Genomic DNA, 18,114 nt, shown 5'->3' with positions numbered 1-18,114 from the left:
AAACACCTTTTACAGTTATTTATTCCACACGGCAGCAATAAAATCCTCTGAACTATTATTTATTCTTCTAATTGAAATAATATGTCTTGAATTTCATCTACTGTTGGATCCATTGCTAATAAGGCTTGGAAAATCCCCTTCGCTTTCGAGCGCTGTCCTTCTTCTAATAAGAAGTAGCCATACTCTTCTAAAAACGCATACTCTTCTTTAAAAACAGTGTATGCAGATTCGTAGTATTTTAGCGCTTCTTCATAATTTTCTAATTCTTGGTGAGCTTTTGCTAAATCCCATTCAAAATGAGGGTCATGCTCATTATATTCTTTGGCGTGCTCTATATTCTCTACTACATCTTCATATCTCTCTTGACTCATATAAAGTTTAGAGAGAGTTAAAATGGCTTCAATATACCCTGGATCTAGTGCAATCGCTTGTTGAAATGCCGATTCAGCGTCTTCTTCTAGACCGCGCTTTAATGCTATCTTCCCTTTAAAAAAGTAAAGTTCTTTTTGAAATTCATCCTGCGCAATACCTTCGTTAACAGCCACCGCAGCCTCTTCTAGCATCTCTTCATGTTCATATGATTTTGCTAAATATAAATAAAGAGAATGGTACTCACGGTCTAGCTCTTTTAGTTCTGTGAACTTTTCAATAGCGGTCTGATAATGACCTGCTTGATACGCTGAAATCGCATATTCAAATAGTGTGTTAATCTCAAGCTTATCTTTTAGCGCTTGATCAAAGTAAGGAAGCGCTTCTTCAAACTGGCCGATACCTGCTAAACTTTCAGCTAATCGCTGACGAAGATCCGTGCCGTTAAATTCTTTTTCTGTTTTTAGCAGCGTTTGATAAAAAGGAATCGCCTTTTGATAAATTCCTTGACTGCTGTAAAATTCACCGAGCCCAAAATCTATAACCGGCTCATTTGGAAGCATTTTTTTTGCTTCCATTAACTTTTGCTCACTTACTTCACTAAGGCCTTGCATTTGATATAAGTCAGCTACAAGAAGCAGAGCTGGCACGTAGTTATCATCTTCGCTGCTAATTTGATTTAAAATATGAATCGCTTCTTCTTCTTCTTCTAAATCGATAAGCATTTCAGCTTTTAATAAATACAGCTCGCCTTCTTCTGGGTATTTAGCGATGAGCTCGTCTATTAAAGGCAGCGCATCATTTACTAGTCCCCACTCTTGAAGCTGTTCAGCCATTAAAAATTTTTCTTCGTCTGTAGCTTTATCTTTCAATTCATGAATAAGGGCAAGACCTTTTTCAATTTCATTGGATTCTACGTAACCTATCGCGCGGTCTAGTTCTTTCACACACAATTCTCCTTTATTATTACATTCACTTTTTATATACAAATAAAACGAATTAATTTTCTATTTTTTCCAAACCGAAGCAAGAACACATGCTTCTATACACCATGATAAAATAGTTTGAGCGTTTGTTCAACAAATCAATTTGAATACGCTTACATTTTTCGGATGAAAATCCGAACGAGTTTGATTCTCTATCAAGAATATCAATTCATCGTTCCGATTTTCCTTCAACCAAAATGCGCTTGTTCCAGCCTCTTTCTTATTCGCTTAGTTTATCAAGATCTTCAAAGAAAGTAGGATAGGAGACGTGAATAGCTTCACTTCTCATTAGTGTTACCTCTCCCGTTGCAATGGCTGCTGCGACCGCAAGCATCATTCCAATTCGATGATCTCCATAACTGTCTACTTCACCGCTTTTTAGAGCCGTCTTGCCTTCAATGATGAGGCCATCAGCTGTTGGAGTAACAGAGGCACCGAGCTTGCTTAACTCCGTTGCAACCGTATCGATACGGTTCGTTTCTTTTACTTTTAATTCTTCGGCATCTTTAATAACTGTTTTCCCATTCGCCTGAGTCGCCAAAAGAGCGATCACTGGAATTTCATCAATTAAACGAGGAATTAAATCCCCCCCAATTTCAATCCCTTTCAACTGAGACGTTTCAATCGTCAAATCGCCAATAGGCTCTCCATTTTGAATACGTTCATTAGAAATTGTAAGGCGTGCACCCATTTGCTGAAGCACATCAATAATACCTGTTCTTGTAGGATTGAGTCCGACGTTTTTCAAAACGATTCGGCTGTTTGGAACAATGGCTCCTGCAACAAGAAAGAACGCAGCTGAAGAAATGTCACCAGGTACGTATACATCCGTTCCGCGCAGAGATTGTCCTCCTTCAATGCTTACAGTCGTTCCATCTACCTCTACGTCTACTCCAAAGGCGCGAAGCATACGCTCTGTATGGTCCCGTGATGTAAAAGGCTCGGTTACTTTTGTTGTGCCTTCCGCATGAAGTCCCGCTAGTAAAATCGCTGATTTTACTTGTGCACTTGCTACAGGAGAATGGTAATGAATTGCTTTTAAAGCCCCTCCTCGAGTGGATAAAGGCGTATATTGGCCGTGCTCACGCCCATCAATCTTTGCACCCATAGAGCGCAGGGGCACCGTAACGCGGCTCATAGGACGCTTGGCAATCGACTCATCTCCAATTAGAGACGTATGAAATGGCACACCTGCAAGAATCCCAAGCATTAAACGAGTAGTCGTTCCTGAATTTCCTACATCTAAGATGGAAGCAGGTTCACTTAACCCTTCGATACCTTTACCTTCCACTTCGACATACTCGTCTTCTCTTTTAATCGATACGCCCATCTTTTCAAAACACGAAATCGTACTTAAGCAATCTTCCCCTGCTAAAAAATGATTAATCGTTGTTTTCCCTTCTGCCATCGCTCCGAACATCACAGCTCTGTGAGAAATCGATTTATCTCCAGGAATAGAAATTTCTCCTTGGAGAGATGAAAGATTAGTTTTTAATTGTTTTCCACTCATTTCATTCACACCTTTCGTATATTAAGAAATAAACGTCTGATATTGATGCTGATGGAGACACGCTCTTGCCCGCTTTCTATCTTCCTCTGTTTGAAAGCTCAAACGTAATACTCCGTATATGTCTTCTCGTGTTTCTAAAATTCGAATGTTTGTAATACTGATTTCATCTTCTGCTAAATAACCCGTTACTTCTGAAATAATCCCCGGATAGTCAGGAACATCCACATAGAGATCATAAAAGGATGGAATCGCTCCTTTGGTTCGTACAGGAAGCTGATCTCTAAATTGTTTTGCTTGTGAAAAATATGTATAGATATCGTTCGCGTCTTTTCGTTCGATCATATTTCGCACGTCGTTCATTTCTTCAAGCCAGTGGTCAAACATTGAAAGAAGCGCATCCTGGTTATGAAGCAAGATATCTCTCCACATCGCTGGACTGCTTGAAGCAATACGTGTAATATCACGAAACCCTCCAGCTGCAAGCTGCGAAACTAGCTGGTTGTCTTGTTGGTAATATTCTGCTTGATGAACAAGGCTTGCAGCAATAATATGAGGAAAATGGCTGATGACACCCGCTAATTTATCATGTTCTTTTGGTGACATCACAATAATTTTGGCTTTTGTACCACTTAGCAATTCCTTTAAACTGCCTAAAGCCTCCGAAGAAGTAGAAGATGAAGGTGTTAATACATACATTGCATTTTCAAACAAATGAGCTTTAGAAGCAGCTACTCCGCTTTTATGAGACCCTGCCATTGGGTGACCGCCGATAAACTCAATACCTTTAGCAATAAGGGCTTCCGCTGTTTTCACGACCTCTTCTTTTGTACTTCCTACGTCTGTGACGATAACAGACTGTTTAAGCGTAAAATGTTCTAACTGTTTTAGCACTTCCGCTGCTTGAGTGACCGGAATGGCAATAACAATATAATCCGCTTGCTCCGCGCCTTGTTGTAAAGAAGAAGCCGCTTGGTCAATTACACCTAGGGTTTTGGCGAGCTCCAGCTGCTCTTGATTAATGTCAAAACCTATTACATCAAGATGATGATGCGTCTTTTTTATATTAAGTGCCAGCGATCCTCCAATTAACCCCAAACCTATAACAAAAACATTTTCTTTCACTTTCCTTCACCTCATTGTACATATGAAGATGAGAGTGTGAAATCACACTCTCATCTTTTACTATATTAGGTATTAAGCTTTCGCTGCTGCTTGGTTAACAAACTGCTGAAGCAATTCAATAATTTGTTCATTTTGTTCTTTTGTTCCCACTGTAATACGAACGGAAGTTGGGAAGCCTAATGCATTCCCTGAACGAACAATAAATCCGCGTTGCAATAAAAATTGAAACACTTCATCGCCTTGACGACCAAAATCGATTAGAACAAAATTAGTGAAAGACGGATAATAGTTTAAGCCATTCTTATCACAGAAAGCATAGTATTGCTGCAAACCTTCTTCATTTTTCTTTTTACACTCTTCAATGAACGCTTGGTCTTCAAGAGCAACAATTGCTGCTTTTTGAGCCATGCGGCTTGTATTAAAAGGTTCACGAGCCGGCTCAATTTTTTGTAGCAATGATTCGTTTGCAATACCGTAACCAATGCGCAAAGAAGCTAAGCCGTATGCTTTTGAAAATGTGCGAAGTACAATTAAGTTTTCGTATTCATTCAAAAACTCTACCGTATCCGGATAGTCGGCTTGATCTGCTGCATACTCAAAATAGGCTTCATCCATAACGATTAATGTATGCTTAGGAACTTGTTTCATAAAAGAAATTAACTCATCGCCCTTCACATACGTTCCCGTTGGGTTATTAGGACTGCATACCCACACAATTGTCGTATTTTCATCAATTGCACGAAGCATAGCATCTAAATCATGATCTCCGCCGCGCAGCGGTACTTCACGAATTTCTGCACCTTCAATTACGGCATTGTGCTTATATTGAGGAAATGACGGCGTCGGCATGACAGTATTTGTATCAGCCGATAGCAAAGCTCGGCAAATAATTTGAATGACTTCATCAGACCCATTTCCAAAAATCAGCTGATCTTGCTCTACGCCTACGTGCTTTGCTACTGCTGCACGCAGTTCAGCTGCATAGCCGTCTGGATAAAGCGCCATATTTTCGATTTCTGCAGCAATCGCCTCTTTTACTAAAGCAGAACTGCCGTAAGGATTTTCATTAGATGCTAATTTTACAACGCGATCTAAATTAAATTCACGCTTTACTTCTTCAATTGGCTTACCTGGTTTATATGGAGATAAAGTTAGTAATTGTTCTTTTACCTTCAACGTGTTACACCTCGCATTTTTGTATAGGCGAAACGATGGATGCAACATACTCCTCGATTTGATTTAATCCGTCCCGGCGTGTATCCTTATTTAAAAGAACTTGTTCAAGCTGGCCAATTTTATTAACAATTGCACTTCCAATTACAATGCCGTCGCTATGTTCCTTTAACACCTCTACTTGTTCACTTGTTGAAATCCCAAAACCGACGGCAACCGGTATAGAAGCTGCTGCTTTCACATCTTCTAAAAAGGTGCCAATATCAGCTGGCAACGTAGAGCGAACCCCAGTAACGCCTAAAGACGACACGCAGTATAAGAAGCCTGTTGCATCTGCAGCGATTTTTTGGATACGCTCTTTAGATGTAGGAGCAACCATTGAAATGTACGCAACTTCATTTTCAGCGGCAAGCTCTCGGATACGGCCACTCTCTTCGTACGGTAAATCCGGAATTAGCACTCCATCTATTTCATTTTCTCGCATTAACGCGAAAAAGGATTCTAAACCTAATTGTAACACAGGATTAAAATAGGTAAAGAGAATTACCGGTATTTTCACACCTTTTTTTCTCATCACCGATACAAGCTTAATGGCTTTTGAAATAGACATGCCGCCAGATAAAGCTCTTTTAGATGCCTCTTGAATAATTGGACCATCTGCTAAAGGGTCAGAATATGGTACGCCCAGTTCTAAAATAGAAGCACCTTGCTTTTGCAAAGACAAAGCAATTTCCACCGTTGCATCTTCATGAGGATCTCCTGCTGTAATAAATGGAATAAACAATGTTTCATGTTTAGGTAGTCTCGCTTCAAACGTATTCATGTTCTTCTTCCTTCCCTTCTAGCAAGTTTACTAATGTATGAACGTCCTTATCTCCTCGACCTGACAAGCAAATTAAAATGGTTTCTTCTTTCGTCATGCTTTTAGCCAGTTCAAATGCTTTTGCCAGCGCATGGGCGGACTCAATAGCCGGGATGATTCCCTCTGTTTTCGCCAGCAGCTGAAGAGCTTCGATTGACTCATCATCCGTTACACTTTCATATTCTACTCGTCCAATAGATGAAAGGTGAGAATGCTCTGGACCGATACCTGGATAATCCAAACCTGCTGAAATAGAATAAGGTTCTGTAATCTGACCATTTTCATCTTGAAGTAAATACGTGAGCGTTCCGTGAATAACACCTTTTGTGCCTTTAGCCATTTTAGCAGCATGGAGGGCTGTATTTAGTCCTTTCCCTCCTGCTTCTACGCCGATCAAGCGTACATTTTCCTCTTTAATAAAATCATAAAACATTCCGATTGCATTACTGCCGCCTCCGACGCATGCCACGACAGCATTCGGAAGTTTGCCTTCTACCGCTGTAAACTGTTCTTTTGCTTCTTCTCCAATAATTTTTTGGAAATCTCGAACCATTTTAGGATAAGGGTGCGGTCCAATAGCCGAACCAATTAAGTAAAAATGATCTTCACAATGTTGAACCCAGTAGCGAATCGCTTCATTTGTTGCATCTTTTAGCGTTTTTGTTCCAGAAGTTGCAGGAATGACTTCCGCTCCTAGAAGCTTCATGCGAAAGACATTCAATGCCTGACGTTCAATATCTTCTTCTCCCATGAATACTTTACATTCCATTCCGAACTTTGCAGCTACTGTAGCTGTGGCTACCCCATGCTGACCCGCTCCTGTTTCAGCAATAATTTTTGTTTTTCCCATACGTTTAGCAAGTAAAATCTGTCCAATGGCATTATTGATTTTGTGAGCACCCGTATGATTTAAGTCTTCACGTTTTAAATAAATTTTTGCCCCGCCGAGCGTTTCGGTAATATTATCAGCATATGTTAAAGCCGTTGGTCGCCCAGAGTAGTTAACAAGTAAGGATAGATACTCATCTTTAAATGCCGGATCTTTCATTGCTTGATTCAAAGCTGCTTCTACTTCTTCAAGTGGCTTCATTAATGTTTCAGGTACGTATTTTCCGCCAAATTCACCAAAGCGGCCAAATTCATCAGGATGATTGTATGTCATAGTATGATCTTCCTTTCAATCTCTATAATTTTTGTATAGTCCTTCGTTCCATTTGTTTCAATACCGCCAGAAATATCAATCGCCCCAGGCTTGTAGGGTAACAAGTTCTCAATGTTACAAGCATTGATTCCTCCAGCAATAAAGCATTTTTTACCTAACCTTTGGGCAGCTGATTCATACTGAGGAACGAAACTCCAATCAAAAGCGACGCCCGTTCCTCCAAATTGTTCTTTAACCTTGCTATCAATTACATACCCGTCAGCCTCTTCATATACATGCATTTGCTGCACCGTTTCTTTATTGTGAGGGAGCGCTTTCCACACTTCATATCCACGCTGCTTTAACCGACGTACGTCCGCAGCTGTTTCTTGCCCGTGGCACTGAATTACATCTAAATTTGTTACGGAGGCAATTTCAATTATTTGATCTACCGGTGTATTAACAAATACCCCTACTAGCGAGACTTGTTTTTTTATTTCATCCGTTACAAACTCATTTACTCGTTCAGGCTTTACATATCGTTTACTTCTAGGATAGAAAATAAAGCCAATGTGAGTAGCAGCCGACTTTTCGATTAAAGCTATATCTTGTTTTGATCGAATACCACAGTACTTAATGAGCATATTCACTTTCCCCAAACAGCTTTTCAATCGCTTTGGTTTGATTATCCTGCCTCATAAGCGATTCCCCTACTAAAATAGCTTTTGCTCCCGCTTCTTTTACGTAGGAAACATCATCGTATAAGTAAATTCCGCTTTCACTCACTAACAGCTGATTTTTCGGAACATGCTTGGCAATTTCTTTGGTCTGCTGCACGCTGGTTTCAAACGTGTGAAGATTTCGATTATTAATGCCAATAATCTTCGGGGTAAATACAGCTAGCAGCTTTTCAAGCGTTTCTAGAGAATGCACTTCTACTAAACAATCTAACTCTTTTTCAGCAGCTTGAAGATAAAGCTCTTGCAATTTTAATGGTTCAAGTGCTTCTCCAATGAGTAAAATAGCGTCAGCACCGATTCTTGCACTTTCTTCCACTTGAATGGAATCAATGATGAAATCCTTGCGAAGCACAGGGATAGAGACATGCTGTTTAATGTCACTTAAAAACGTTCGATTCCCTTGAAAATAGTGCTGATCTGTTAACACAGACAAAGCATCTGCTTTCCCTTTCTCGTAGGCTTTAGCAATTTCCACAGGCTGAAAATTCTCTTTTATTAATCCTTTGGAAGGAGAAGCTTTTTTCACTTCTGCAATAAGAGCCAGCTCTCGATTCGGATTTGATAAAGCGTCTAAAAATGATCGTTTTGCAACATTTTGCTGTTCGGGTAACTGTAGGTTTTGAATTTCTTCTTTTTTTGTTTCAATAATTTTATTGAGCATGTTCAACCACCTTTTTCGATTTCAATCGTTGTAATTGTGTGTATGCAGCACCTGATTCAATTGTTTCTAAAGCTACAGCTACTCCTTCTTCAAAAGTAGAAACATTTCCGCTAACGTAAATAGCTGCAGCAGAGTTTAATACGACTGCGTTTTTAGCAGTTACATTGCTTTTATTTAAAAATAGCGATTCAATAAGCTCGGCACTCGATTTCGCATCTTCTACCACTAAGTCTTCAAGCTTCCCTCTCTGTAAGTGTACATCCTCTGGTGCAAGCGTATATTCTGTAATGACATTGCCCTGTACTTCTACAACATCCGTTACATCCGTGGCACTGATTTCATCTAAACCGTCTCTGCCCGCAACCAGAAGGACGTGGTTAGCTCCCAGTACAACAAGCGCTTCTGCTAATTTTCGTGCAAGCTCAATGGAATAAACGCCAATTACTTGCTTTGTGCAGTTAGTAGGGTTTGCTAATGGACCTAATGCATTAAAAACCGTTCTAAATCCTAATTCCTTTCGAGTAGCAGCAACATGTTTCATAGCAGGGTGATAAAGCGGCGCAAATAAAAAGGACATATTGAGGTCAGCCACCGCATTTTTCACTTCTTTTTCATTTCCTTGAATCCATATATCCAGATGTTCTAACACGTCGGCACTCCCGCTTTTAGAAGATACGGCTCGGTTCCCATGTTTCGCAACCTTTACTCCCGCAGCAGATGCCACAATCGCACTAGCCGTTGAGATATTAAACGTAGAGGCCCCGTCTCCTCCGGTACCGCATGTATCTACTACGTTTAATTCTTCTAGAGAAATAGCATTCATATTATTTTTCATACCTCGGATAAAACCAACAATTTCATCGACGGTTTCTCCTCGATACGTTAAGATGGTTAGCACGCTAGCAATTTGAGCTGCCGGGACTTTACCGTTCATAATATCATTCATAATTTTTTCTGCTTCTTCCGCTGAAAGTGACTCACCGCGCAAACACTTTTTTAACAATTCCTTAAACATATACATCCTCCTTTTTATCGTAGATGTCTTGGGCTAATTGAATTGTTTTGATTAAAGCGCTAGCTTTATTGCGGGTTTCTTTCCACTCAAGCTCCGGTTTTGAGTCAGCAACCACTCCTGCTCCAGCCTGGATATAAGCGGTCTGGTCTTTCAAAAGAATGGTCCGAATCGCAATGCACGAATCAATGTTTCCATCAAATCCGAGATATGCTACGGTTCCTGCATATACATTTCGCGCAACTGGTTCAATTTCATTTAAGATTTGCATCGCTCGCACTTTTGGAGCGCCAGACACGGTACCCGCTGGAAATGCAGAAAGCAGCGCATCAATGGGATGTACTTTTTCGTCAAGGCGCCCTGTCACTTTAGAAATCAAGTGCATGACGTGCGAAAAGTTAACCTGCTGCATTAATACTGGTGTTTGGACACTTCCATACTGTGCAACTCGGCCGATGTCATTTCTTGCTAAGTCCACGAGCATATAGTGTTCTGCCCGCTCTTTTTCATCGTTAATTAAGTCTTCGTATAAGCGCGCATCTTCTTCTGCATCCCTGCCACGTCTTCTCGTTCCTGCAATCGGATGAATTTCTAAATGGCCGTTTTCAATTTGAATCAACCGCTCAGGAGAACTTCCAATTAGCTCCACGCCTTTTACTTTCACGTAAAATAAATAAGGAGACGGATTAACTAATCGCAATACTCTGTAAATATCAAATCCAGCTACGGTCGTATCAATTTGAAATCTCTGCGACAATACGGCCTGAAAAACATCTCCGCTTTTAATGTATTCCTTAATTTTTTCCACATCTTGCACAAATTTATCTTTTTGGTATGACGATGTTACGCCTTCAAAGCTAACTTCGCGCTGCTCGCTTTCAAACATCATTGGCTTTTCTTTCACCGTCTGCGCTATTCTTTCAACATATCTATTGATCTCTGCTAAAGCTTCACCGTATTTTTCTTTTTTCTGCTGCTCTTTGTCTTGCTCATTAAGCTGAATGTAGTGAATCACCATAAGCTCTTTTGTTTGATGATTGTAAGCAAGCATCGTTTGACAATAGATAAAGTGAAAAGTAGGCATGTTCAAATCATTTTGGGCATGTACGTTCACTTTTTCAATTTGCGATACTGCGTCGTAGCTGATAAACCCTACTGCTCCTCCTTTAAAAGGAAGTGCAAGGTCTGGTACTTTCACTTTCAGCTCTTGCTGAATTTTACAAAACACCTCTTTAAAGCTATCTCCTTGCAGCATAGGCTGAAGCTGCTTATTTTTTGCTAGATAGGTTCCTTTTTCTTCCTCAACATACAAAAATGGATTTAAGCCAATAAAAGAATAATTGGACCATGGTGATGATTCATCATTACTTTCAAGCAAATATACAGCTTCATCTTTTACTTGTTGAAAAAGATCAACAGGTGTCATGCTATCGATAAATATTTTTTTTATAATTGGAATGGTTAAATACTCTGTAGAGTCTTCTAAAAAAGAAGTATACGTGTTCGTCATATCTTTCAATCCTCCATTTCATGGAGAATGAGAATAGATGAGGTTATATAAAAGAGGATATAATAAATAAACCCAAAGACACATCAAAAATGGGCCTTTGGGTATACGAATGGTAAAATTCACTCAACTAAACTCTGCTCAACTGTCTCATTCTCGTCTACCCTAATCTCAACTAAACTGTCTATTGTTTTCTCATAACTAAAATCTCTAAACTAACTTGTTACCAATTGTAGTACGTTTCAAATCCATTTGTCAACTACTATCTACTTGGCTTTAGACGAAACTAAGCTTTAAGCTCTTCATTCAGCAGTTTAAGAATCACTTCATCTTCTACTTGTTGAACAAAAGGTTTGCCTATGCCTTCAAGCAGTACCATGTGAACATTGCTTGATTTAGACTTCTTGTCCGCTTTCATTCTTACGAGCAGTTTTTCAGCTGAAAGATGGTTTGGGACAGACGTCTTGTAGCCAAATTTTTCAAACCATTTCGCAATGTCGTCCACAGAGAACTGACTTTTTTCAAGAACATTGCTGACTTTCATAGCAAACAGCATACCAATCGCTACGCCTTCTCCGTGACTGATTTGTCCATAGCCGCACTCCGCTTCGATCGCATGCCCTAGCGTATGTCCAAAGTTCAGGTGAGCGCGAACGCCAGCTTCTGTCTCATCTTCTTTTACAACAGATGCTTTGACTAAAATACCGTTTTGAATAGCATAAATTAATTTTTCATCTTGTAAATCAGTCAGCGATTGTATATTTTGCTGAAGCCATTTATAAAATGCTTCATCGTGAATAAAAGCGTGTTTAATCACTTCTGCAAAACCGGAACGCCATTCTCTTTCGGGAAGCGTTTTAAGAAGATCAATATCATAAACAACCGCTTCAGGCTGATAAAAAGCACCAATCATATTTTTTCCAAGCTCATGATTAATGGCTACTTTACCGCCTACAGCACTATCGTGAGCAAGAAGCGTCGTTGGCACTTGAATAAAAGAAATTCCTCTCATATAAGTAGCGGCTACAAATCCAGCTAAATCGCCTACTACTCCTCCCCCAAAAGCAATAACGAGCGCATTGCGGTCAAGCTGCTGTTCGAGCGCAAATGTCTGACAATCGTAGTAATGTTGAAATGACTTTGCATGTTCACCGCTTGGCACTACGTATTTAGCCACTTTAAATTTTGTCTCAATCGCTTTTACAGCCGCTTCTCCATAATATGAATCTACAGCTGAATCGGTGATGATTAACACGGACGACAGATTAGGTTTTACACTCTCGATAATAGAAGGCAGCTTTTCAATTAATCCATTTCCTAAATAAAGAGGGTATGTTTTGGATAAAGTTTGAATATCAATTTGCAACATTAAAACTCCCTCGCATGTGCACGCATTTTCTCAATATTTTCAGCAATTAAATCAATTCGGTCTTGTCCAAACTGTTCGATTAGCGCATCAGCCAATTCCCAAGCTACAACGGCTTCTGCTACAACGCTTGCCGCCGGCACAGCGCAGCTGTCTGAACGTTCGATGCTTGCCTCGAAGGCTTCTTTTGTTTCAATATCAACACTTTTTAACGGCTTGTAAAGCGTTGGAATAGGCTTCATTACTCCGCGTACTACAATTGGCATACCTGTTGTCATGCCGCCTTCAAAGCCGCCTAAGTTGTTTGTTTTACGGGTATACCCGTTCTTTTCATCCCATAGAATTTCGTCATGAACTTCGCTTCCTGGTCTGCGAGCCGCTTCAAATCCAATCCCAAACTCAACGCCTTTAAATGCATTAATGCTCATAACAGCTGCAGCAATCTTCGCATCTAATTTACGATCGTAATGAACATAGCTGCCTACTCCTGCTGGCACGCCTTCAATAATAACTTCTACTACGCCTCCGATAGAGTCGCCATTTTTCTTAGCATCATCGATTGCTTGCATCATGTCCTTCTCAACAGCTGAGTCAAAACATCTTACTGGAGAAGCTTCAGTGACTTCTTGCAGTTCCTCTAAGCTTTTGTATTGAGGCGGATTTGCCTGTACGCCGCCAATTTCTAATACATGTCCAGCTACGGAAAGCCCGAACTGAGCAAGGATTTGACGAGCGACAGCACCTGCTGCTACCCTCACAGTTGTTTCGCGAGCTGAAGAACGTTCTAATACATTTCTCATATCGCGATGACCATATTTAATAGCGCCGTTTAAATCGGCATGCCCTGGTCTTGGTCTTGAGATTTTGCGCTTTACTTCTTCTGATTCTTCTTCAGAAATTGGCTCGATGCCCATAATTTTTGTCCAGTGTTTCCAGTCGTTATTTTCTACCGCTAACGTAATAGGAGATCCTAGCGTATAGCCGTGGCGGACACCGCTTAAAATTTCCGCTTGATCTTTTTCAATTTGCATACGTCTTCCGCGACCATGACCTTTTTGTCTTCGCGCTAAATCTGTATTGATGTCTTCGGCTGTTAAAGGAAGCCCTGCCGGAACACCCTCTAAAATAGTAGTCAATTGTGGACCATGTGATTCTCCTGCTGTTAAATATCGCATAATCGTACCTCCGCTTAATATGTATTATTCGTCAGAATTTTTCCATTTTTAAATATGACTATACCATACTATAACATAAGAATGTACAAAAAGTTTCACCTCAGCTTTTAAGAAACCGCTTCAGGTTGTCTCGATTAAATGGTCTTTACTTTTCTGTAAAAAAACGTATCAGCCGTTTCAAATCCATACTTTTGGGGAGTAAAAACCTGTTCTGTGCTACCTACAAATAAGATGCCGCCAGGTGCTAAAGCTCTGCTAAATTTTTCATATAAAGCATGCTTTGCTTCATCTGTAAAATAAATAAGCACATTTCGACAAACAATCAAGTCAACGTTTTTTGGAAAAGAGTCTGACAGTAAGTTATGTTTCTGAAAAACAACTGTTTTTTTGATTTTTTCATCTAATAAGTAGCCGGTTCCTCTTTGTTGAAAGTACTTATTTTTCATCGAAACAGGCATCTCCTGAAGTGAACGTTCATCATAAAAGCCTATTTTTGCTTTTTCTATCACTTTTTCATCCAAATCAGTCGCTAATATAGAAATACGCGAAAGAGGAAAAAATGTTGATAAAACCATCGCTAGTGTATATGGCTCTTCCCCTGTTGAACAGGCAGCGCTCCACACTTTCAGGTCTGTTTTTCCTTTTACAAGAGCCGGTAAAATTTTTTGCTCCAATATATCCCACCGCTGATAGTTACGATAAAACTCTGACACGTTAATCGTCATCCGATCTAAAAACTCCTCAAGCAGTTCGCTGTTACTGCTCATTGCTCGATAATATTCAAAAAAACTAGAAAAACCTTTTTTTTCATACAGGGAGGTGAGGCGGCGTTTCATTTGAGACTGCTTATATAGTGATAAATCAATGCCTGTTTTTATTTTTATTTTCTCCACAAACGCGTCGTATTCATCTATCATTTTTAACTCTCCTTTCTCATTTCTATACGTTTATGTTAGACGTATAAGGAAATAAAACCTTTATATACGCTTAGCTTCTTATTAATATATCGGAATACATTGTGAAAATGTTTATGTAGAGTGATATTCGCAATCAATAGCCTAGAACCTATGTATAAACACAATAAAAAAGACGAATGAAAATTCATTCGTCTTCTTGCGCTATCTAAATTAGTAAATCCAAGCGTCTGCGTCTTTTTTATAGAAAGTCAGCTCTTCACTTTCAAAGAATAAGCTGATTTCACGCTCCGCACTTTCTGGTGAATCTGAGCCGTGAATAATATTCTTATCGACAATCAGTCCATAATCACCTCGAATAGTTCCAGGAAGCGCTTCTTGAGGGTTAGTTTTCCCCACCATTTGACGTGATACTGAAATCACGTTTTCACCTTCCCATACCATAGCAAAAACTGGACCTGATGTGATAAATTTCACTAACTCACCGAAGAAAGGTTTCTCTTTATGTTCACCGTAGTGTGTTTCAGCTAATTCCTGCGAAATATGCATAAGCTTAGCTCCAACTAGTTGAAAACCTTTTTTCTCAAAGCGAGAAATAACCTCACCAATAATGCTTCTTTGTACCCCGTCTGGTTTGACCATTAAAAACGTTTTTTGTATCATTTTACTCTCCACCCCTGAAGTTCATGATATGTAAACAAGTTTTGAAAGCGCAATCACACCTCATGAAGATATTAACATTGTTTCGAGCAGTTTACAACTTATGAAAGTAAATAAATCAAAATTTCCGTTTTCCAATGTACTTCGCAATTTGATGCAGCGTTTTTTTCGCCTTGTTTGGCGGCAGCTCTTCTAAAATGCTCATCGCTTTTTGCAGATAACGATCGCTCATCTCAAATGAACGTTCAATGGCGTTAGAAGATTTAATATCAGAAATAATTTCATTGATCAGCTCTTGCTCATATTCCCTCTCGAAAAGCTGTTCTACTTTATCTCGAAACTCAGCATTTTCAATGGCATACAAAACTGGCAGCGTAATATTTCCTTGCAGTAAGTCGCTGCCAACTGGTTTCCCAAGCTGTTCTTCTGATGAGATAAAATCTAAAATGTCATCGGTAATTTGAAATGACATTCCCACGTAATATCCAAACCAAAATAAACGTTTATGTATATCTTCAGGAGCTCCCGCTGCAATTGCGCCTAACTGACAGCTTGCAGCAATTAGCAGTGCCGTTTTACGTTTAATTCTACGCAGATACACGCGTAAGTTTTGGTTTAGGTTGTATTTGTCCTTAATCTGTTCAATTTCACCGAGCGTTAATTCCACCATCGTATTAGATAAAATTTTATGTGCTTCCACATCTTTAACCTCACTCATAACTTCAAGCGCACGAGCAAAGATGTAATCCCCTGTATACATAGCAATACGATTGTCCCATTTTGCCTTAATTGTTGGTTTTCCGCGTCGCTTATCAGCGTCATCAATAACATCATCATGAACAAGAGACGCCATGTGAATCAGCTCAAGCGCTACTGCCACGTGTTTGATTTGGTCGATGTTGTAATGCCCAAATTTAGCTGCCAACAAAACAAATACAGGGCGAATTCGTTTCCCCCCTGCTTGTAAAAGGTGAAGAGAAGCATCTGTGATAAGTGTTTCATCGGTATGAACAGTTTGTTCAAGTTCTTTCTCAATAAGGGTAATATCCGTATTCAAAAAAGCGTACATCATTTTTAGTTTCATTGGACTCACCTTGCATTATATATTCATTCTTTACTCCTTATCCTACAGGCTGTTGCACCTGTAGGACAAGCTTTTTCTCTTTTATCGTTTGTACCCTAGATGCATCGCTGCTACTCCACCTGTATAAGATTTCACTTCAACATCTGTCAAACCGGCTTCACGGAACATATCAGCCAATTGCTTTTGACCTGGAAAGTCCCTTGCTGACTCTTGAAGCCATGAATATTCATCATAGCTTTTAGCGACCATCTTTCCAAGCGCAGGCATAATATACTTAAAGTAAAGCAAGTACATTTGTCGGTAACCGATCATCGTGGGCTGAGACGTTTCAAGGCAAACCACTTTTCCGCCAGGTTTCACGACGCGCTGCATTTCCTTTAACACTTGAAGGTAATCGGGCACGTTGCGCAGTCCGAATCCAATCGTTACATAGTCAAATGAATTATCTTCAAAAGGAAGTTCCATTGCATTGCCATGTAGTAAGGTAATATTTGAAAAAGGTGAGTTTTTTACTTTCTCTTCACCAATCTTTAGCATATTTTGACTAAAATCCAGGCCAACTGCCTCTCCTGTTTCTCCAACTGCTTCAGCCATAGCTAGCGTCCAATCCGCAGTTCCGCAACAAACATCTAAAGCTTTTGTTCCTTTTTGAACATTCATTCGCTTCATCGTATCTTTGCGCCATGCCTTATGACGCTGAAAACTAATAACAGAATTCATTTGATCATAATTTTTGTATATTTTTTCAAATACGCCATGGACACGCTGTTCTTTTGATTGCTGCATATCTCTATCCTTCTCCTACGACATTTTTCAGCACTTCTAAGCTAGATGTAAGTTCATCTAAGTGCTCTCTTAAAAACTCATTCATCACAAATTCACTTCGTAAGTATCCTCTAACAATGTTTACAGACTGTTGAGTATACGAATAAAGGTATTCTTTTATTTGTTCTTGATTCATACCAATTTGTTTGCAATAGTTTAGCAAGAGAGTAGGCTCTTTATGCTGTAATGACTTTAATTGCTTTAATATCCCGTTCAAATACGCTGCATGTTTTAAAAGTTCTTTCCACTCTTCACGTTCAAAATAGTCACATAAGCATCTTACAAACGATGATTCTGCTGCTAAAAAACTATTCATAACGTCGTGTGGATTAGTAGAGCGATTGTTATAAATGTGTATCTTAGCGATATTAATTTCTTTAATAGCAGATGCTATAACTTTCATTAAATTCAGCTGGTTGCTTTGAGCTAAATAGTAATAGTACAGGCCGCTGTAATAATCTCCGGCCAAAACTACCAGCTGCCGCTCATGCAGCTTTCCTTCATTTCCGCTAACATTTTGAGTGGAGACTAGATCGTGGGTATCAAGTGCGGTTTGAACGAGCATCACAGATAGCACAGAGCTGTTCTTTTTTTCTTCTTCCATTGAGAGAGTATCTAAGAACGAACACATGTACAGTAATCTATTTTCATCAATACGCGGATGATGAATATATTTTTTTACATATGGATGACTTAATTCAACATGAAGCTGTTCTTTCATGTTGGCCACAATATCATAGATGGTTTTTACGCTCATCATCCTTGTCTCCCTTTCCATCACTATTTGTTTAAAGTTCTTTTAACTCCAAATCGATAGTGTCAATTATAACATAATTACATTATAAAATATCCTTTAAATTCTTTTGAAGCTTTTTCACGGTTTAAATCATTTAGCTGCTCATCCGCTTGAACACCGTTCATCTACATACCATCTGGATTTCTTAGACAGTAATTTAAGATATTGCTTTTAGTTTCACCATGTTTTTCCTGTTCTTATTCATTTATTT

Annotated in this window: 17 protein-coding genes; all 17 read right to left on the bottom strand. The window is 39.4% G+C overall.

What is annotated here, in order from left to right:
* Window positions 1-59: 59 nt before the first annotated feature.
* Entirely contained in the window at window positions 60-1,322 is a 1,263-nt protein-coding gene (locus ACFX4R_RS17265; RefSeq protein ID WP_272911060.1) for a tetratricopeptide repeat protein, read from the bottom strand.
* Between the two features lie 253 nt (window positions 1,323-1,575).
* Window positions 1,576-2,865 carry a 3-phosphoshikimate 1-carboxyvinyltransferase gene (gene aroA, locus ACFX4R_RS17260; protein WP_043976400.1) on the bottom strand — a complete coding sequence of 430 codons (1,290 nt, stop codon included), beginning with the start codon at window positions 2,863-2,865 and terminating at the stop codon, window positions 1,576-1,578.
* Between the two features lie 21 nt (window positions 2,866-2,886).
* Complete coding sequence (locus ACFX4R_RS17255) at window positions 2,887-3,987, bottom strand: prephenate dehydrogenase (RefSeq protein WP_043976398.1); 1,101 nt, start codon at window positions 3,985-3,987, stop codon at window positions 2,887-2,889.
* Between the two features lie 72 nt (window positions 3,988-4,059).
* A complete protein-coding gene (gene hisC / locus ACFX4R_RS17250; RefSeq protein ID WP_025750397.1) occupies window positions 4,060-5,163 on the bottom strand; it encodes a histidinol-phosphate transaminase in 1,104 nt (367 codons plus the stop codon).
* A gap of 4 nt (window positions 5,164-5,167) precedes the next feature.
* Window positions 5,168-5,983, bottom strand: coding sequence for a tryptophan synthase subunit alpha (gene trpA, locus ACFX4R_RS17245; protein WP_013084883.1), 816 nt, complete (start codon window positions 5,981-5,983; stop codon window positions 5,168-5,170).
* Entirely contained in the window at window positions 5,970-7,184 is a 1,215-nt protein-coding gene (trpB, locus tag ACFX4R_RS17240; RefSeq protein ID WP_013059002.1) for a tryptophan synthase subunit beta, read from the bottom strand. Before trpB ends, trpA begins: the two co-directional genes overlap by 14 nt.
* Window positions 7,181-7,807 carry a phosphoribosylanthranilate isomerase gene (locus ACFX4R_RS17235; protein ID WP_043976393.1) on the bottom strand — a complete coding sequence of 209 codons (627 nt, stop codon included), beginning with the start codon at window positions 7,805-7,807 and terminating at the stop codon, window positions 7,181-7,183. Before ACFX4R_RS17235 ends, trpB begins: the two co-directional genes overlap by 4 nt.
* Window positions 7,797-8,564, bottom strand: a complete 768-nt coding sequence (gene trpC, locus ACFX4R_RS17230) for an indole-3-glycerol phosphate synthase TrpC (RefSeq protein ID WP_013084885.1) — start codon at window positions 8,562-8,564, stop codon at window positions 7,797-7,799. Before trpC ends, ACFX4R_RS17235 begins: the two co-directional genes overlap by 11 nt.
* Window positions 8,554-9,579 carry an anthranilate phosphoribosyltransferase gene (gene trpD, locus ACFX4R_RS17225; RefSeq protein WP_043976390.1) on the bottom strand — a complete coding sequence of 342 codons (1,026 nt, stop codon included), beginning with the start codon at window positions 9,577-9,579 and terminating at the stop codon, window positions 8,554-8,556. The genes trpC and trpD overlap by 11 nt, the downstream gene beginning before the upstream one ends.
* Entirely contained in the window at window positions 9,572-11,086 is a 1,515-nt protein-coding gene (gene trpE / locus ACFX4R_RS17220; protein ID WP_043976388.1) for an anthranilate synthase component I, read from the bottom strand. Before trpE ends, trpD begins: the two co-directional genes overlap by 8 nt.
* A gap of 283 nt (window positions 11,087-11,369) precedes the next feature.
* The gene (gene aroB, locus ACFX4R_RS17215) at window positions 11,370-12,452 is read right to left on the bottom strand and encodes a 3-dehydroquinate synthase (RefSeq protein WP_043976386.1); all 1,083 of its coding nucleotides are present in this window, start codon (window positions 12,450-12,452) and stop codon (window positions 11,370-11,372) included.
* On the bottom strand, window positions 12,452-13,624 hold the full coding sequence (gene aroC / locus ACFX4R_RS17210) for a chorismate synthase (protein WP_377569993.1): 1,173 nt from the start codon (window positions 13,622-13,624) through the stop codon (window positions 12,452-12,454). Before aroC ends, aroB begins: the two co-directional genes overlap by 1 nt.
* Before the next feature lie 134 nt (window positions 13,625-13,758).
* Window positions 13,759-14,541, bottom strand: coding sequence for a CheR family methyltransferase (locus ACFX4R_RS17205; RefSeq protein WP_043976384.1), 783 nt, complete (start codon window positions 14,539-14,541; stop codon window positions 13,759-13,761).
* A 210-nt stretch (window positions 14,542-14,751) separates the two neighbouring features.
* The gene (ndk, locus tag ACFX4R_RS17200; protein WP_013059010.1) at window positions 14,752-15,201 is read right to left on the bottom strand and encodes a nucleoside-diphosphate kinase; all 450 of its coding nucleotides are present in this window, start codon (window positions 15,199-15,201) and stop codon (window positions 14,752-14,754) included.
* A gap of 115 nt (window positions 15,202-15,316) precedes the next feature.
* Entirely contained in the window at window positions 15,317-16,282 is a 966-nt protein-coding gene (gene hepT / locus ACFX4R_RS17195; protein WP_013084891.1) for a heptaprenyl diphosphate synthase component II, read from the bottom strand.
* 81 nt (window positions 16,283-16,363) lie between these two features.
* The gene (locus tag ACFX4R_RS17190; protein ID WP_013059012.1) at window positions 16,364-17,068 is read right to left on the bottom strand and encodes a demethylmenaquinone methyltransferase; all 705 of its coding nucleotides are present in this window, start codon (window positions 17,066-17,068) and stop codon (window positions 16,364-16,366) included.
* Window positions 17,069-17,072: 4 nt separating this feature from the next.
* The gene (locus ACFX4R_RS17185; RefSeq protein ID WP_014458346.1) at window positions 17,073-17,867 is read right to left on the bottom strand and encodes a heptaprenyl diphosphate synthase component 1; all 795 of its coding nucleotides are present in this window, start codon (window positions 17,865-17,867) and stop codon (window positions 17,073-17,075) included.
* Between the last annotated feature and the right edge of the window lie 247 nt (window positions 17,868-18,114).

The sequence above is a fragment of the Priestia sp. YIM B13490 genome (genome assembly GCF_042787735.1).
In the GTDB taxonomy this organism is placed as follows: Bacteria; Bacillota; Bacilli; order Bacillales; family Bacillaceae_H; genus Priestia; species Priestia megaterium.
The sequence above is the reverse complement of the archived record's forward strand: the minus strand, read 5'-3'. Positions and strand labels throughout refer to the sequence as shown.

Excerpts from the sequence above, each read along its gene's own strand:
- ndk (WP_013059010.1), bottom strand. The coding sequence starts at position 15,201 with ATGATACAAAAAACGTTTTTAATGGTCAAACCAGACGGGGTACAAAGA.
- hepT (WP_013084891.1), bottom strand. The coding sequence starts at position 16,282 with ATGAAACTAAAAATGATGTACGCTTTTTTGAATACGGATATTACCCTT.
- ACFX4R_RS17235 (WP_043976393.1), bottom strand. The coding sequence starts at position 7,807 with ATGCTCATTAAGTACTGTGGTATTCGATCAAAACAAGATATAGCTTTA.
- trpC (WP_013084885.1), bottom strand. The coding sequence starts at position 8,564 with ATGCTCAATAAAATTATTGAAACAAAAAAAGAAGAAATTCAAAACCTA.
- aroB (WP_043976386.1), bottom strand. The coding sequence starts at position 12,452 with ATGTTGCAAATTGATATTCAAACTTTATCCAAAACATACCCTCTTTAT.
- ACFX4R_RS17185 (WP_014458346.1), bottom strand. The coding sequence starts at position 17,867 with ATGATGAGCGTAAAAACCATCTATGATATTGTGGCCAACATGAAAGAA.
- trpD (WP_043976390.1), bottom strand. The coding sequence starts at position 9,579 with ATGTTTAAGGAATTGTTAAAAAAGTGTTTGCGCGGTGAGTCACTTTCA.
- trpB (WP_013059002.1), bottom strand. The coding sequence starts at position 7,184 with ATGACATACAATCATCCTGATGAATTTGGCCGCTTTGGTGAATTTGGC.
- trpE (WP_043976388.1), bottom strand. The coding sequence starts at position 11,086 with ATGACGAACACGTATACTTCTTTTTTAGAAGACTCTACAGAGTATTTA.
- aroA (WP_043976400.1), bottom strand. The coding sequence starts at position 2,865 with ATGAGTGGAAAACAATTAAAAACTAATCTTTCATCTCTCCAAGGAGAA.
- trpA (WP_013084883.1), bottom strand. The coding sequence starts at position 5,983 with ATGAATACGTTTGAAGCGAGACTACCTAAACATGAAACATTGTTTATT.
- aroC (WP_377569993.1), bottom strand. The coding sequence starts at position 13,624 with ATGCGATATTTAACAGCAGGAGAATCACATGGTCCACAATTGACTACT.
- ACFX4R_RS17190 (WP_013059012.1), bottom strand. The coding sequence starts at position 17,068 with ATGCAGCAATCAAAAGAACAGCGTGTCCATGGCGTATTTGAAAAAATA.
- ACFX4R_RS17205 (WP_043976384.1), bottom strand. The coding sequence starts at position 14,541 with ATGATAGATGAATACGACGCGTTTGTGGAGAAAATAAAAATAAAAACA.